At 67.5% G+C, this 14539-nt stretch carries 11 protein-coding genes; 2 read left to right on the forward strand and 9 right to left on the reverse strand.

Annotation, left to right across the window (positions count from 1 at the left end):
* Positions 1–84: 84 nt before the first annotated feature.
* The 3 genes from HMPREF3113_RS13665 to ffh all read right to left on the reverse strand — a co-directional run bounded on the left by HMPREF3113_RS13665 (position 85) and on the right by ffh (position 3402).
* Complete coding sequence (locus HMPREF3113_RS13665; protein WP_070426881.1) at positions 85–873, reverse strand: aminotransferase class IV family protein; 789 nt, start codon at positions 871–873, stop codon at positions 85–87.
* Positions 870–1946: an NAD(P)H-dependent flavin oxidoreductase gene (locus tag HMPREF3113_RS13670; RefSeq protein WP_070473375.1), complete on the reverse strand. Its 1077-nt coding sequence runs from the start codon at positions 1944–1946 to the stop codon at positions 870–872. Before HMPREF3113_RS13670 ends, HMPREF3113_RS13665 begins: the two co-directional genes overlap by 4 nt.
* A gap of 76 nt (positions 1947–2022) precedes the next feature.
* Positions 2023–3402 carry a signal recognition particle protein gene (gene ffh / locus HMPREF3113_RS13675; RefSeq protein WP_019184491.1) on the reverse strand — a complete coding sequence of 460 codons (1380 nt, stop codon included), beginning with the start codon at positions 3400–3402 and terminating at the stop codon, positions 2023–2025.
* A gap of 131 nt (positions 3403–3533) precedes the next feature.
* On the opposite strand from ffh, the gene ccsA reads away from it, so the two are divergent.
* Positions 3534–4328: a cytochrome C assembly family protein gene (ccsA, locus tag HMPREF3113_RS13680; protein WP_019184492.1), complete on the forward strand. Its 795-nt coding sequence runs from the start codon at positions 3534–3536 to the stop codon at positions 4326–4328.
* 101 nt (positions 4329–4429) lie between these two features.
* Here the strand turns inward: ccsA and HMPREF3113_RS13685 are convergent, their stop codons facing one another.
* From HMPREF3113_RS13685 to radA, 3 genes are all read right to left on the reverse strand, one after another.
* Positions 4430–6736, reverse strand: a complete 2307-nt coding sequence (locus HMPREF3113_RS13685; RefSeq protein ID WP_070473378.1) for a tetratricopeptide repeat protein — start codon at positions 6734–6736, stop codon at positions 4430–4432.
* 51 nt (positions 6737–6787) lie between these two features.
* Entirely contained in the window at positions 6788–8644 is a 1857-nt protein-coding gene (locus HMPREF3113_RS13690) for an ATP-binding protein (protein ID WP_070473380.1), read from the reverse strand.
* Between the two features lie 124 nt (positions 8645–8768).
* A complete protein-coding gene (gene radA, locus HMPREF3113_RS13695) occupies positions 8769–10148 on the reverse strand; it encodes a DNA repair protein RadA (protein ID WP_070473530.1) in 1380 nt (459 codons plus the stop codon).
* Positions 10149–10297: 149 nt separating this feature from the next.
* Here radA and HMPREF3113_RS13700 point away from each other — a divergent pair, with 149 nt between their 5' ends.
* Complete coding sequence (locus HMPREF3113_RS13700; RefSeq protein ID WP_070473382.1) at positions 10298–12361, forward strand: putative bifunctional diguanylate cyclase/phosphodiesterase; 2064 nt, start codon at positions 10298–10300, stop codon at positions 12359–12361.
* A gap of 179 nt (positions 12362–12540) precedes the next feature.
* On the opposite strand, the gene cyoD is transcribed toward HMPREF3113_RS13700, so the two are convergent.
* From cyoD to HMPREF3113_RS19005, 3 genes are all read right to left on the reverse strand, one after another.
* On the reverse strand, positions 12541–12891 hold the full coding sequence (cyoD, locus tag HMPREF3113_RS13705; RefSeq protein WP_019184497.1) for a cytochrome o ubiquinol oxidase subunit IV: 351 nt from the start codon (positions 12889–12891) through the stop codon (positions 12541–12543).
* Positions 12891–13532 carry a cytochrome o ubiquinol oxidase subunit III gene (cyoC, locus tag HMPREF3113_RS13710; RefSeq protein ID WP_046272182.1) on the reverse strand — a complete coding sequence of 214 codons (642 nt, stop codon included), beginning with the start codon at positions 13530–13532 and terminating at the stop codon, positions 12891–12893. The genes cyoD and cyoC overlap by 1 nt, the downstream gene beginning before the upstream one ends.
* Positions 13529–14539, reverse strand: a 1011-nt coding sequence (locus tag HMPREF3113_RS19005; RefSeq protein WP_254665300.1) for a cbb3-type cytochrome c oxidase subunit I, incomplete at its 5' end; no start/stop codon positions are given. The genes cyoC and HMPREF3113_RS19005, both read right to left, overlap by 4 nt.

A 14539-nucleotide genomic window follows, 5' to 3' on the forward strand; every position in this document is an offset into this window, starting at 1 on the left:
AGCCGGCGATTATAGCGGCGGCCTCCCGCCATTCCAAGCCTGTGAAGGCCGTGAAAGCTGAACAGGGCCCACTGATCGGAGCGTTCACGACGACAAGGGCTGCCAGGGTGTCCCGGCGAGCACCCGCCGGGCGTTGGCGCACAGGGCTTCCGAGTTCCCCAGTGCGACGCCATCGACCCTCGCGATCGGCCAGATGCCGGCGGCATTGCAGGCGATGGCGGCGTCGAACCCGGCCAGGTCCCCCAGCGCGACCGGCCGCACCTGCTGATCGCTGCCCCACCCTGCCTGCAGCAGGCGTTCGTGGGTGCCGCGCAGCGCGGGCGCCTGCGGCCAGACCAGCGTGCCACCGCTGGCGAACGCGATGTTCCAGGTGGTGCCTTCGCTGATATGCCCGTCGTCGCCAACGAACAGCGCGTCGTCCACGCCAGCCTGCAATGCCTCGCGACGATGCTGGAACAGCGCGAACGTCCCGACATGCTTCACGTGCGGCAGCTCGCGCTGATAGCGCACCGTCCGCAGCCGCCGCGATATCGCCGGTAGATCGACCGGCGGCGCCACGGCGACCAGCACATCGACGGCCACCGGTTGCAGGGGCCGCCGGAAATCGAACTGGCGCGAGAACACAGTCACCCGCAGCGACGCATCGACCACGCCCTCGGCCTGCAGCGCGCCGTGCATCCAGGCCCGCACCTGCTGCGGATCCAGTGCGGTGCCGAACAGCTCGGCCGTGCCCTCCTGCAGGCGCTGCAGATGCAGGTCCAGGCCCTGCACCGCACCACCGCGCACCTGCAACGAGGTGAAATGGCCGTAGTTGGTCAGCGCCCCGGCAAGATCATCGACCGTGGCCGGCCGGCCATTGCAGTACGGCGTCATCCCAGCAACGCCTTGGCGTCGGACCACATCTGCTGCAGCACCTCGGCGGCGGGGCGTGCCGGTGCCATCCACGCGGATTGCCCGGCCCAGGCCTGCATCGCATCGAGGTTGCTGTCGCGGCCCGCCTGCGCGCGCATCGGTGCGGTCAGGCCACGCTGCACCGGATACGGGCGCGGCGGCGGCGCATCGGCAGACGCGGCGGCACGTACATACGCGGTCGCCAGGCCACGGCCGAGGCGACCACTGAAGGCGCGGGTCGGCCAGGTATCTTCGGGTTCGGCCTCGGCCAATGCCTGCGACCACGCCGGATTCAAATGACACTCGGGGGTACGCAGGAACGCGGTGCCCACCTGCACTGCACTCGCGCCCAGCGTCAGCGCCGCGGCCATGCCGCGCCCATCGGCGATGCCACCGGCCGCGATCACCGGAATATCCAGATGATCGGCCAGCCGCGGCAGCAGCGCGAACAACCCGACCAGCTGGCGCTCGGCCGCATCCGGATCGAACGCGCCCCGATGCCCGCCGGCTTCAAACCCCTGCGCAACCACCGCGTCGGCGCCGGCGGCCTGTGCGGCACGCGCTTCCGCCAAGGTGGTCGCACACGCGATCCAAGCGATGCCGACGTCTTTCAGGCGCTGCACCTGCGCTGCGGAGAACACGCCCATGATGGTCGAGGCCACCGCCGGGCGCGCCTCGATCAGGGCCTCGAACTGCGCATCGAAATCGGCTGGCCCGGCATCGGCCGCACTGGCCGCTACCTCAGGCCCCCACTGCGCCAGGAAGCGACGTGTCGCGGCTTCCGCATCGGCATCGCGCCGCGGCAGCGGATCAGGAATCCAGACATTGACCTGCGCCGGCCCTGCGGACTGCGCGCGGAAATCGGTCATCCACGCCACGATGTCCTGCGGCTGGGACAACACCGCGCCCATCGCGCCCATGCTGCCGGCGTTGGCCAGCGCGGCCGACAGCGGCACCGGGCAGGCGCCGGCCATCGGCGCGAGCAGGATCGGGGCCTGCAATGCAAAACGCCGACAGAAGCTGTCGGCGCGTTCGAGAAGCGGGGAACCATTCACGCGCGGCGCACCTGGGGAAGGAGACGGTGCCAGCATACGCCGCACCGCCCCCGCCCGGAATGCATGCGCGCAGGACTCAGCGGAACGGCATGCCGCCGCGGCCGCCCATGGCGCCCATCATCCCCTTCATGCTGCGCATCATGCCCTTCATGCCGCCGCCGGCCATCTTGCTCATCATCTTTTCCATCTGCTGGAACTGCTTCATGAGCTTGTTGACGTCGGCCGGGGTCAGGCCGGAACCACGCGCGATGCGGGCGCGGCGCGAGCCGTTGAGCAGGCCCGGGTTGCGGCGCTCTTTCTTGGTCATCGAGTTGATGATCGCGATCATGCGCGGCACTTCCTTGCCCTGGCTGACCTGCTGCTTGAGGTGCTCGGGGATCTGGCCCAGGCCCGGCAGCTTGTCCATCAGGCCGCCGATGCCGCCCATGTTCTGCATCTGCTCGAGCTGGTCCCGCATGTCGTTCAGATCGAACTTCTTGCCCTTGGCGACCTTCTCGGCCAGCTTCTGGGCCTTGTCCTTGTCGACCTGCTGCTCGACCTGCTCCACCAGCGACAGCACATCGCCCATGTCCAGGATGCGGCTGGCGATACGGTCCGGGTGGAACACATCCAGGCCGTCCGGCTTTTCGCTCACACCGACGAACTTGATCGGCTTGCCGGTGATGTAGCGCACGCTCAGCGCGGCACCGCCGCGGGCGTCACCGTCGGTCTTGGTCAGCACCACGCCGGTCAGCGGCAGCGCATCGCCGAAGGCCTTGGCGGTGTTGGCGGCATCCTGGCCGGTCATGGCGTCGACCACGAACAGCGTTTCGGCCGGGTTGACCGCGGCGTGCAGCGCCTTGATCTCGGCCATCATCGCTTCATCGATGGCCAGGCGACCGGCGGTATCGACGATCAGCACATCGACGAATGACTTGCGCGCGTCATCGATCGCGGCGCGGACGATGGCTTCCGGCTTCTGGTCGGCGGTGGACGGGAAGAACAGCACACCGACCTGGTCGGCCAGCGTCTTGAGCTGCTCGATCGCGGCCGGACGGTAGACGTCGGCCGAGACCACCATCACCTTCTTCTTGCGCTTTTCCTTGAGGTGCTTGGCCAGCTTGCCCACGGTGGTGGTCTTGCCCGCACCCTGCAGGCCGGCCATCAGGATGATCGCCGGCGCCGGCACATTGAGGTTCAGGTCCGAGGCGGCCGAGCCCATGACCGCGGTCAGCTCGTCGCGCACGACCTTGATCAGCGCCTGGCCCGGGGTCAGCGACTTGAGCACTTCCTGGCCAACCGCGCGCACCTTGATGCGCTCGACCAGCGCCTGCACCACGGGCAGCGCGACATCGGCCTCGAGCAGCGCGATGCGGACTTCGCGGGTGGCCTCGCGGATGTTTTCCTCGGTCAGGCGACCGCGGCCGCGCAGCCGCTCGATGGTGCCGGAGAGGCGCTGGGTCAGGGACTCGAACATGGAAGCGACCTGTTCAGAACAAAAGACAATGAGACCGCCAGTATAACGGTTCCGCCCCGGCTCCCGGACCGACCGCAAGCTGCCGCCCGCCGGGCATCGCCAGCACCCCGGGGGTATGCGAAACTGACACGATGACAATCGTTCTCATCGCGACCCTGCTGTACCTGACCGCCACCGGCCTGCTGGTGCGCGCGGTCGTCCGCGATGATGCGGTGACCTCCCCGGCCTGGCTGTGGCCGGCGCTCCCGGCGATGCTGCTGCACGGCGGCTATCACGTGCTGGTGGCGATGCGCACCAGCGGCGGCCCGGACATGCACTTTTTCGCGGCCCTGTCGCTGGTCGGCCTGGGCATGGCGTGGCTGACCTCGCTGGTCGCCGCGCGCGGGCGCATGGCAGCACTTGGCGTGCTGGTGTTCCCGATGGCCGCCGCGGTGTTGTGGATCTATCACGCCTACGGCCACGAGCCGAGCAGGCCGCTGGGCTGGCAGCTGGCCACCCACGCCTGGATGGCGCTGCTTGCCTACGCCACCCTCAGCGTGGCCGCGCTGCTGGCCATCATGCTGTGGCTGCAGGAGCGCGCCCTGCGCCGCCGCGATTTCCGGCCATGGCTGCGCGCCCTGCCCCCGCTGGCCGATCTGGAAGCCCTGCTGTTCCGCGTGATCGCGGTGGGCTTTGCGCTATTGACGCTCACCCTGGTGACCGGCGTGCTGTTCGTCGATGACCTGCTGGCGCAGAAGCTGGTCCACAAGACCGTGCTCAGCATCCTGTCCTGGATCGTGTTCGGCACCCTGCTGATCGGCCGCCGCCGCTACGGCTGGCGCGGCGCGAAGGCGGTGCACTGGACCCTGACCGCGATGGCGCTGCTGCTGTTGGCGTTCTTCGGCAGCCAGTTCGTGATCGAATTGGTGTTCGGCCGCACGCGATAGCGGCGTGCCGACCAGCGGTCGGCACCTACCCGAATCTCGCAGGGAAGCTGCCGACTGTTGGCCGGCAGGCCGCTGGCGGGCACCAATCCGCTATCCGTTGATCACAACCCGTACCGTTCGATCGCGTCCAGATGCGGCTGACGGTCCTGGTCGCAGGCCTCGGCCAGGCGCAGCCAGCAGTGCGGGTGCGCCCACTCCGCCGTCACCTGCTGCAGGAAGCGATGCAGTGCCAGCGGCGCGTGATCCTGTGGCTGGGCGATAGTGAACAGCAGGCCCGGCAGCGTCCCGCCTTCCGCATCCGGATCGGTCACCGTGTAGTCCGGCCGGCTGTGCGCCCACACCTTCCAGCCCTGTGCCTCTGCCGCTGCTACCAGAGCGTTCCACGCCTCCTCGCCCGGGTGCGCGCCGTCGACCAGCCAGCTGCGTGCGAAACCGCCCCGCTCCAGCACGTGCACCTGCGCATAGGTCGGAATGAAGTGCTCGCGCTCCGCTTCGTCCTCCGGCGCGGGGTGTACGAGGCCGGCGTCAAACACCACCCAGTCCCCCACCTGCTGCGCGCGGTTGGCCGGTGCGTTCTCGACGATGCGCGCGGTCACCGGTCCGGTGCGGCGGCCGTAGTACTCCATCGGCTCGCCGCCTTCTTCGCTGCGGATGATCACCCAGCCCCAGGCCTCTTCGACCACGCCCTGCTGACTGGACAGTTCCATGCCGATCGCCGCCGCCGAGCGGCGCACCGCCTCCCAGTCGCGCGCCGCGCTGGCCGCACTCATGTGGTCCCAGTGCGCGGCGTTGGGCTCATCCTGCGTCTCCACCAGCTGCGCATAGCAGGCCTGGGCGTCGCTGAAGCGGCCGGTCTCCATGTACATGCGGGCAAGCGTCCCGCGTGCGCCGTTCGAGCCTGGCGACAAGGCCAGCAACGCCTGCGCGGCCTGTTCCAGCGCCGGCCAGTCGGACGCGCGCCGGGCACGCTGCACCTCGCACCAGTGCGCGAACACCGGCACGCTGTCGCGGTAGGTCGCCGCCAGCCTGCGCAGGCCGTCATCATCGCCCTGCTCGGCCAGCCAACGCATCAGCGTATAGGCCGCTGCGCCATCTTCCTGCGCGTGGGCGCGCACGAAGTCCCACAGCAGCGCCTGCGCTTCGGTCTTCGCGCCACAGGCATGCAACGCCGAGGCGGCAACTTCGGCCAGTGCGCCGTCGTCCGGCCGCTCGGCGTGCGCCTGCAGCAGCCACTGCGCTTCGCGCTCGGGATCGCGCGACTGGTGCTGTTCGCCCTGGGCCTGCAGCCATGCCAGCAGTTCATCGGCCGGCACCGGCAAGGGTGCCATCTCCGGCAGCGCCTCGATCCGCGCCGCCAATCCATCCACCAGCGCGGCAGCGCCACGATCCTGCCGCAGAAGCGCCAGGTGGGTACGGGCCAGTCCAAGCTGGCGCTGCGCCACCCAGCGTGCACCGCGCTGCAGGGCGAGTTCAAGGCTCAACGCGGCGATCTCGATCACCAGGCGATGCGCGCCGACAGCGGCGAAGTGCTCGATGATCGTGTTGAAGCGCGTCCCCAGATCCCATGTATTGCGTGCGCCATCACGGCTGCACAGCGTCGAAGCGGTATTGGCCCACAGCCGCCAGTGATTCGGCGTCAGCTCGCTCCAGGGCACCAGCTGCTGCAGCGCCTCTTCATCGCGCCCCAGCTGGGCCAGTGCCCAGGCCTTGGACAGCCGGCGCGGCACCGTGCAGTTGGCAGGTTCGTATTCGCCCGCAGCGGCCACCTCGGCTTCGCGCGTCTCGATCAGCGCCAGCGCCTCCTGCGCACGACCACTGGCAAGCAGGATCTTGATCTGCATTTCAGGGAAGCTGTCGAACACTTCCTTGCCGCGCGCCTGGATCGCCGCCGCCTGCACCTGCAGGTACTCCAGCGCGTCCTGGCCGCGGCCGTCGTCCAGCAGCGCGTCGGCCTTCTCGCAGCTCAGGCACTGGAAGCAGGCCCAGCTCGGGTCGATGCGGCCCAGCGTCTCGTCGCAGACCTCGATGCGTTCGGGCACCCAGCCCGGACCATCGATGTTGCCGTAGCAGGCGGCAAGATCCTGGGTGACGCAGATAGACTGCGGGCAGTCCAGGGTATCGGCGCGGTGTGCGCGCTCGAACAGCGCCACCGACTCGCCCAGCGCGCTTTCACCTTCCATGCGGTTGCCGACGCGGTTGCGCAGGGCCCAGTGGCCGACATAGACGTCGACCCAGGGGTTGTCCAATGCCTTGCCCAGCGCGCGCGCTTCAGGCAGCAGTGCATCGACGCGGTCGACCTGCAGTTCACTGACGTCATCGGCAAGGCGTGTCAGCAGGTGGGCGTTCTGTGCCTGGCCTGCCTGGCGCAGGTCTTCCTGCAGTTTTTCGACCCAGTTCCAGATATCCATGGGGGTTGAGGCTCCTGTCTAGCGAAGGCTTGATGAGAGAGGGGGCGGTACTCAGCGCAGCATCTGCTGCAGGGCACCGGCAATATCGGTAAATGCACCGTTGAGATCGGGGCCTGGCGTCGCGGTGCTCCGCTGCAACGGCCGGCCCTGCGCGGACACGATGATCTTCAGTGAGCGCAGCAGGCGCGCGGCCGCCCCGGCCTGCGGGTGGCCCTCGCGCTGGGCCTGCAGCAACGCCTGCACCGCTGGATTGTCCAGGTTGAGGTACAGCCGCGACGGCGCACGTGCCTCGATGCGCGCGGTGAATTGGCGGGCCAGTCGCAATGCGGCCATCGATACGCGCTTGTCGTTCTCGTCGTCTTCCAGGCGCTGCTTCAGTTCGGCTTCGCGGTCGGGCACCACCACCACCGGCAGCGCCTCGGGGCTGAACCGCGCCGGCAGCAGCTGCTCGCCATCGCCCAGGTGCTCGCGCAGCCAGGCCAACTGCGTATCGTCAAGGCTGTCGTCGGTGCGGAACAGGGCGCGGTTGCCCTGCTCGGTACCCAGTTCGACCAGGCGCACGCCCTTGGCCTGGGCCCAGCGCCGCAGGAACGGCACTACTGCATAGCGATGACCATGCGCGACCGGCACGCCCATCGCGCGGAACAGCATTTCCTCGAAGCCACCACCGTTGTCGAGGATCACATGCACTGCGCCGCGGGCCGGCAACGCGCTGGCCGGCAGGTCACCCTGCGAGGTCGGCACGCGCACGTGTTCCAGCAGCAGGTCGAACAGGCGCTCATCGCACAGCGCCGCGCCCAGCAGGGCCTCGTTGTGGCGGCTGAGCACGCGGCGCCAGGCTTCCGGCTGCTGCCGCGCGACGTCGGCGAGGCCATCGATCAGCGCTTCCAGCAGGGCATGCTGCACGGCGCGATAGTGGTCATCGCGCTGCAGGTCCTCGCGGCTGGCGGTCGGGGTCAGCTTCGACGATTCGATCACCCCGCCGATGAAACCGGCCCACGGCGGCAGCAGGTCGCGTGCATCGTCGTCCAGCAGCATGCCGCGCACGAACACCGACAGGTTGCGGTTGTCGCTGGTGCCGTAGGTGGCACCGTCCTGCACCCAGAGCATGCCGAGGGCGTCGCTGCTGCCATCGGACTGCAGCGGCATCGTCACGATGGGCTCGAAATCGTGTTCGAAACGGGCCGCGAACTGCAGCGCCTGGCGGCGCGCCTGCACCGGATGCAGCGCGACGTCACCCTGCCCGCGCCACGGCGGCGGTTCGGGATTGATCGCGGTGGTCGCCGCACCGATGAAGATCGGCTCGGACAGCAGCGCGCAGTAGCGGCCCAGCACCTCGTGCAGGCGCGCTTCGTTGGCCAGCGACAGGAAGTCCGGATGCAGCTCCAGCTCGACCTCGGTGCCGATCGCGCGCGCCGGCACGTCGCTGACGGTGTACTGCTCGGCGTTGCTGGACACGTACAGGTGGCCCAGCTCTGGTGTCTGGTAGGAGGTGGTGCGCACGCTGACGCGCCGTGCCAGCACGAAGGCCGACAGGAACCCCAGGCCGAACATGCCGATCAGGCCGTCATTGTCCTCGCCATCCTGGCGCAGCCCCCGGGTGTAACCCACACCAACCGTGGCCAGGTAATCGTGGATTTCCTGCCGGGTCAGGCCGGCACCGGTATCGGTAATGCGCAGTACGCCGGCGGCGGCGTCCACCTGCACGTCGATGCGCGACAGACCCGGGCTGCCGGGCTGCTCGATACGGCGACGGATGATCGAATCGTGCGCGTTCTGCACCAGTTCGCGCAACGCCACCATCGGGGTGGAATACAGGTGCTTGCCCAGCACCGTCATCAATCCATTGAGATCGACCCCGGCGCGGCGGATTTCGGCGGCGGGGGCGCTGAACATCGGGTCCTGCATGTAATCGGTTACTCCTTGCCACGGAAAGCGCCGGAGGGCGCCTTCGTCGAGCCGGGAAAACTAGCACAGGCCGGCTGAGCGCAGACGCACTTTCCCGCGGCATCCCGCGCCGGCCCGGCCCCGCTTACAGCGCGTCGATCGCCTCGGACAGCCGCTCCACCGCGATCACTTCCATCCCCTTCACGCTGCCGGTCTTCGGCGCGTTCGCCTTGGGCACGATGGCGCGCTTGAAGCCATGCGTGGCTGCCTCGCGCAGGCGATCCTCACCGTTGGGCACCGGGCGGATCTCGCCGGACAGGCCCACCTCGCCGAAGGCGATCGTCTTCTCTGCCAATGGCCGGTCCTGCAACGAAGACAGCACCGCCAGCAGCACGGGTAGATCGGCCGCAGTCTCCTGCACGCGGATGCCGCCCACCACGTTGACGAACACGTCCTGGTCGCCCACGAGCACGCCGCCATGGCGGTGCAGCACCGCCAGCAGCATCGCCAGGCGGTTCTGCTCCAGACCCACCGCGACGCGGCGTGGGTTGGACAGCGGCGAGGCGTCCACCAGTGCCTGCACTTCCACCAGCAGCGGGCGCGTGCCCTCGCGCGTGACCATCACGCAGCTGCCCGGCTGCTGGGTGCTGCCGCCGGAGAGGAAGATCGCCGAGGGATTGGAGACCTCTTTCAGGCCCTTCTCGCCCATGGCGAACACGCCCAGTTCGTTGACCGCGCCGAAGCGGTTCTTGAAGGCGCGCAGCAGGCGGAACCGGCTGCCGCTCTCGCCTTCGAAGTACAGCACCGCGTCGACCATGTGCTCGAGCACGCGCGGGCCGGCGATGCCGCCTTCCTTGGTCACGTGACCGACCAGGAACACGGCGGTGCCGGTTTCCTTGGCGAAGCGCACCAGCCGTGCGGCGCTCTCGCGCACCTGGCTGACCGAGCCGGGCGCGGCGGTGAGCGATTCGGTCCAGAGCGTCTGTACCGAGTCGGCCACGATCAGCCGCGGCTTGGCCACGCTGGCATGCTGGAGGATCGCCTCCACCTGGGTTTCGGCCAGCGCGTTGACGTTATCCAGCGGCAGGTCCAGACGCACTGCACGGCCGGCCACCTGCGACAGCGATTCCTCACCGGTGATGTACAGCACCGGCAGCGACGCGGCCATCTTCGCCACGGCCTGCAACAGCAGGGTGGACTTGCCGATGCCCGGATCGCCACCGACCAGCACCACCGCACCTTCGACCAGGCCACCGCCGAGCACGCGGTCGAACTCACCGATGCCCGTGCTCACCCGCAGGTGTTCGGTCTGCTGCACCTCCTTGAGCGCCATGATCTTCGGCGCATCGACCTTGCCGGCCCAGCCGGAGCGCCGCGACGCGGGCGACGCCTTGGTGGGCGTGGCGCTTTCCAGCGTGATCTCGCTCAGCGTGTTCCAGACGCCGCACTCGGTGCACTGGCCCTGCCACTTGCTGTATTCGGCGCCGCATTCGCTGCAGACGTAAGCGGTGAGTCGCTTGGCCATGTCCACTTCCACATCATCAATTGTCAGGCAGGATAGCCGAGCCGCGTCGCAGCAACCGAGACGCCGGGCGGGTGGGCTCAAGTTTCCGGCCCCGTTGCCGATACTCCGGCGGGCCACTGTCCCTCCTTTCCATTTTTCCAGGCTTTTCCATGACCGGCACCTACAGCCAGAGTCTTGTCGTGTTCTCGCTGCTGGTTGCCATCCTCGCCTCGTACACCGCGCTGGACATGGCCGGCCGCCTGGCCACCACCCGCGGCCGGGTGGCACGCTGGTGGCTGGCCGGTGGTGCTGGTGCGATGGGGCTGGGCATCTGGTCGATGCACTTCATCGGCATGCTCGCCTTCCACCTGCCGATCCCGGTCGGCTATGACCTGGCCATTACCCTGTACTCGCTGGCCGTCTCGGTCGGGGCTTCGGCCTATGCGCTGTGGCTGGTCTCACGCGCGGAGCTGCCGTGGTCGAGGTTGTGCGCCGGCGCGGTGCTGATGGGCCTGGGGATCGCGGCCATGCATTACCTGGGCATGGCCGCGCTGGAGATGCAGCCGGGCATCGACTACGACCCCCTGTGGTTTGCCGCCTCGATCCTGATCGCCATCGGCGCGGCCGGTGCGGCGCTGTGGATCGCCTTCCGCCTGCGCCTGGAACAGCGCCGCCCGTTCGTGCTGCGCGGGCTGGCCTCGCTGGTGATGGGCCTGGCGATCGTCGGCATGCACTACACCGGCATGGCCGCGGCCCACTTCCCCGAGGGCGCGATGTGTGGCGCGGCGTATGGCGAGGGCATCGAGACCAAGTGGCTGGCGGTGCTGGTGATCGTCACGACGCTGGCGACCCTGGGGATCGCACTGATCGCATCGGTGTTCGACCGCCAGATGCGCACCCGCACCGGCCTGCTCGCCGATTCGCTGGCCCAGGCCAACGAGAAGCTGATGCAGGCCGCCCTGCATGATCCGCTGACCCAGCTGCCCAACCGGATGCTGCTGCAGGACCGCATCGAGCAGGCGATCGAAAAGGCGCAGCGCCGGCAGTTCAGCTTCGCGGTGATGTTCTGCGACCTGGACGGCTTCAAGGCGATCAACGATGCCTACGGTCACCAGCTTGGTGACCAACTGCTGATCCAGGTCAGCAAGCGGATCACCGCGCTGCTGCGTGCACAGGACACCTTCGCGCGACTGGGGGGCGATGAGTTCGTCATCGTGTTCCAGGTGGAGGATCCGGAAGATGCGGCCGTGGTCGCCGAACGGATCATCGCCAGCGTGGCCGAGCCGTTCGAGATCGATGCCTTGGAACTGCAGGTCAGTGCCAGCCTGGGCATCGCGCTGTACCCGGCCGACGCCACCACCGAACGCGACCTGATGGCCCACGCCGATGCGGCGATGTACCACACCAAGGATTCGGGCCGGAACGGCTATACCTTCTTCACCCAGTCGCTCAACGTGAGCGCGAACCGCCAGCTGAAGCTGCTGCAGGAACTGCGCAAGGCGGTCAGCCGAGGCGAGCTGGTGCTGCATTACCAGCCCAAGTTCCAGGCCAGCGGGACATCGCCGATCGGGGCCGAGGCGCTGGTGCGCTGGCAACATCCCGAGCTGGGCCTGTTGTCACCGGACGCGTTCATTCCGATCGCCGAACGCAGCGGCCTGATCCTCTCCATCGGTGACTGGGTGCTGGACCAGGCCTGCGCGCAGCTGCGGCACTGGCACGACGCCGGCCACCCGGACTGGACCATGGCGGTGAACCTCTCACCGCTGCAGTTCGGGTCGAGCACGCTGCTGGAGACCGTGCGCCGCACGCTGGACAAACACGGACTGGACCCGAAGCGGCTGACCCTGGAAGTCACCGAGACCACCGCGATGCGCGATGTGGAAGCCAGCCTGCTGATCCTGCACGGGCTGACCGCGATGGGCGTGAACATCTCCATCGACGACTTCGGCACCGGCTACTCCAGCCTGCTGTATCTCAAGCGCATGCCGGCCACCGAGCTGAAGATCGACCGCGCCTTCGTGCACGACCTGGAAGACAACGCCGAAGACGCGGCGATCGTTTCCTCGATCATCGCATTGGGCCGGTCCCTGCAGCTGCAGATCGTCGCCGAGGGCGTGGAAACGGCCGGGCAACGCCAGTACCTGAGCGACATGGGCTGCGACCAGCTGCAGGGGTATCACCTCGGGCGGCCGGTCGACGCCGCCGAGTTCATGCGGCTGGCGAAAGTGGCGTAACGCGCGGAGAGCAGCCCGTTGCCGTAGGGCGCCAGTAGTCTGGACACGCTGGGCCATCCCCCACCGGCCGCATCTGGAACGGCCACCCCCCTGAACAACGTTCGCTGCGTCGCCATGCGCGCCAAACAGAAAGGCCGCCCGAGGGCGGCCTTTCCGTGTGTGGCAACGTCGCGAAGACGTCAGTGCATCATGTGCACGTTCATGTTGTGCATGACCCACAGCGAACCGGCGACGATGATGCCGATCACCACGACGGTGAAGGCCGCCGCGCTGACGTTCCAGCGCTGTTCCGAGGAACGGTCAAGGTGCAGGAAGAACACCAGGTGCACCAGGATCTGCAGCACCGCCGCAACGACGATGATGACGCCGGTGGTGAACCGCGGCAGGTCGCCATGCATGACCGCCCAGAACGGGATGATGGTCAGCACCGCGGCCAGCAGGAAGCCGATCAGGTAGGACTTGACGCTGCCGTGGCTTTCGCCGGCGGCACCGTGGCCATGATCGTGTGCGTGATTGTCATGTGCGGCCATTACAGCGCTCCATTCAGATAGACGACGGAGAACACGCCGATCCAGATCAGATCCAGGAAGTGCCAGAACAGGCTCAGGCACGCCATGCGGGTCTTGTTGGTCTGGGTCAGGCCGTTCTGCTTGATCTGGATGAACATGATCAGCAGCCACAGCAGACCCGCGCTCACGTGAAGACCGTGGGTACCAACCAGCGCGAAGAACGCCGACAGGAACGCACTGTGGTCCGGACCGTAGCCCTGATGGATCAGGTGGTTGAACTCCCACACTTCCATGCACATGAAGCCAAAGCCCAGCAGCCAGGTCAGGGCCAGCCATGCATACATCTGGCCCACCTTCTGCTTGTGCATGGCGATCATGCCCAGGCCGAAGGTCAGCGAGGAGACCAGCAGCAGCGTGGTTTCCCAGGCGACGAAGGACAGTTCGAACAGGTCCTTCGGGCCGGGGCCACCGTCGGTGCCGCCGGACAGCACGATGTAGGTCGCAAACAGGGTGGCGAAGATGAGGCAATCGCTCATCAGGTACACCCAGAAACCGAAGACGGTATTGCCGCCGGTGTCGTGGTGCTCGTGGTCGTCATGGCCGTGGGCCGCCGCGTGCGCGGCGTGCCCATGGTTCATGGTGTTGGGGATAGTGGTGCTCATGCCTTCAGCTCCGATTTCACCAGGCCCTGCGCCACGAGGTGGCGACGGTGCTCATTTTCGATCCGCTCCACTTCCGCGGCCGGCACGTAGTAATCCACGTCCTTGTCGAAGGTGCGCCAGATGAAGGTGCCGATCATGCCGACCAGACCCACGATGGCCAGCCACCAGATGTGCCAGATCATCGCAAAGCCGAACACCAGGCTGAAGGCGCCGATCACCACACCGGTACCGGTGTTGCGCGGCATGTGGATGTCGGTGTACTTGGCCGGGCGTTCCCACGCCTCACCACGCTGCTTGCGCTCCCAGAACTCGTCCAGTTCGGTGACGCGCGGCAGCGAGCCGAAGTTGTAGAACGACGGCGGCGAAGAGGTTTCCCACTCCAGCGTACGGGCGTCCCACGGGTCGCCGGTCAGGTCGGCGGTCTTCTTGCGGTCGCGGATCGACACGGCGATCTGGATGATCTGGCACAGGATGCCGGCACCGATGATGAAGGCACCGCACATGGCGATGATCAGCAGCGGCTGGTATTCCATGTTCGGGTAGCTCTGCATGCGGCGGGTCATGCCCATGAAGCCCAGGATGTACAGCGGCATGAACGCGACATAGAAGCCGATGAACCAGCACCAGAACGCGCGCTTGCCCCAGGTTTCATTGAGGCGGAAGCCGAACATCTTCGGCCACCAGTAGGTGATGCCGGCGAACATGCCGAACACCACGCCGCCGATGATGACGTTGTGGAAGTGGGCGATCAGGAACAGGCTGTTGTGCAGCACGAAATCGATGGCCGGGATCGCCAGCATCACGCCGGTCATGCCGCCGATGGTGAAGGTGACCATGAAGCCGATCGTCCACAGCACCGGGGTCGTGAACTGCACGCGACCGCGGAACATGGTGAACAGCCAGTTGAAGATCTTCACGCCGGTCGGGATCGAGATGATCATCGTCGTGATGCCGAAGAAGGCATTGACGTTGGCACCCGAGCCCATGGTGAAGAAGTGGTGCAGCCA

Origin of the sequence: Stenotrophomonas sp. HMSC10F06, assembly GCF_001807865.1 — a bacterium.
Taxonomy (GTDB): domain Bacteria; phylum Pseudomonadota; class Gammaproteobacteria; order Xanthomonadales; family Xanthomonadaceae; genus Stenotrophomonas; species Stenotrophomonas bentonitica_A.

Coding starts and splice junctions, on each gene's coding strand:
- HMPREF3113_RS13665 (WP_070426881.1), bottom strand. CDS start 873: ATGACGCCGTACTGCAATGGCCGGCCGGCCACGGTCGATGATCTTGCC.
- ffh (WP_019184491.1), bottom strand. CDS start 3,402: ATGTTCGAGTCCCTGACCCAGCGCCTCTCCGGCACCATCGAGCGGCTG.
- ccsA (WP_019184492.1), top strand. CDS start 3,534: ATGACAATCGTTCTCATCGCGACCCTGCTGTACCTGACCGCCACCGGC.
- HMPREF3113_RS13685 (WP_070473378.1), bottom strand. CDS start 6,736: ATGGATATCTGGAACTGGGTCGAAAAACTGCAGGAAGACCTGCGCCAG.
- HMPREF3113_RS13690 (WP_070473380.1), bottom strand. CDS start 8,644: ATGCAGGACCCGATGTTCAGCGCCCCCGCCGCCGAAATCCGCCGCGCC.
- radA (WP_070473530.1), bottom strand. CDS start 10,148: ATGGCCAAGCGACTCACCGCTTACGTCTGCAGCGAATGCGGCGCCGAA.
- HMPREF3113_RS13700 (WP_070473382.1), top strand. CDS start 10,298: ATGACCGGCACCTACAGCCAGAGTCTTGTCGTGTTCTCGCTGCTGGTT.
- cyoD (WP_019184497.1), bottom strand. CDS start 12,891: ATGGCCGCACATGACAATCACGCACACGATCATGGCCACGGTGCCGCC.
- cyoC (WP_046272182.1), bottom strand. CDS start 13,532: ATGAGCACCACTATCCCCAACACCATGAACCATGGGCACGCCGCGCAC.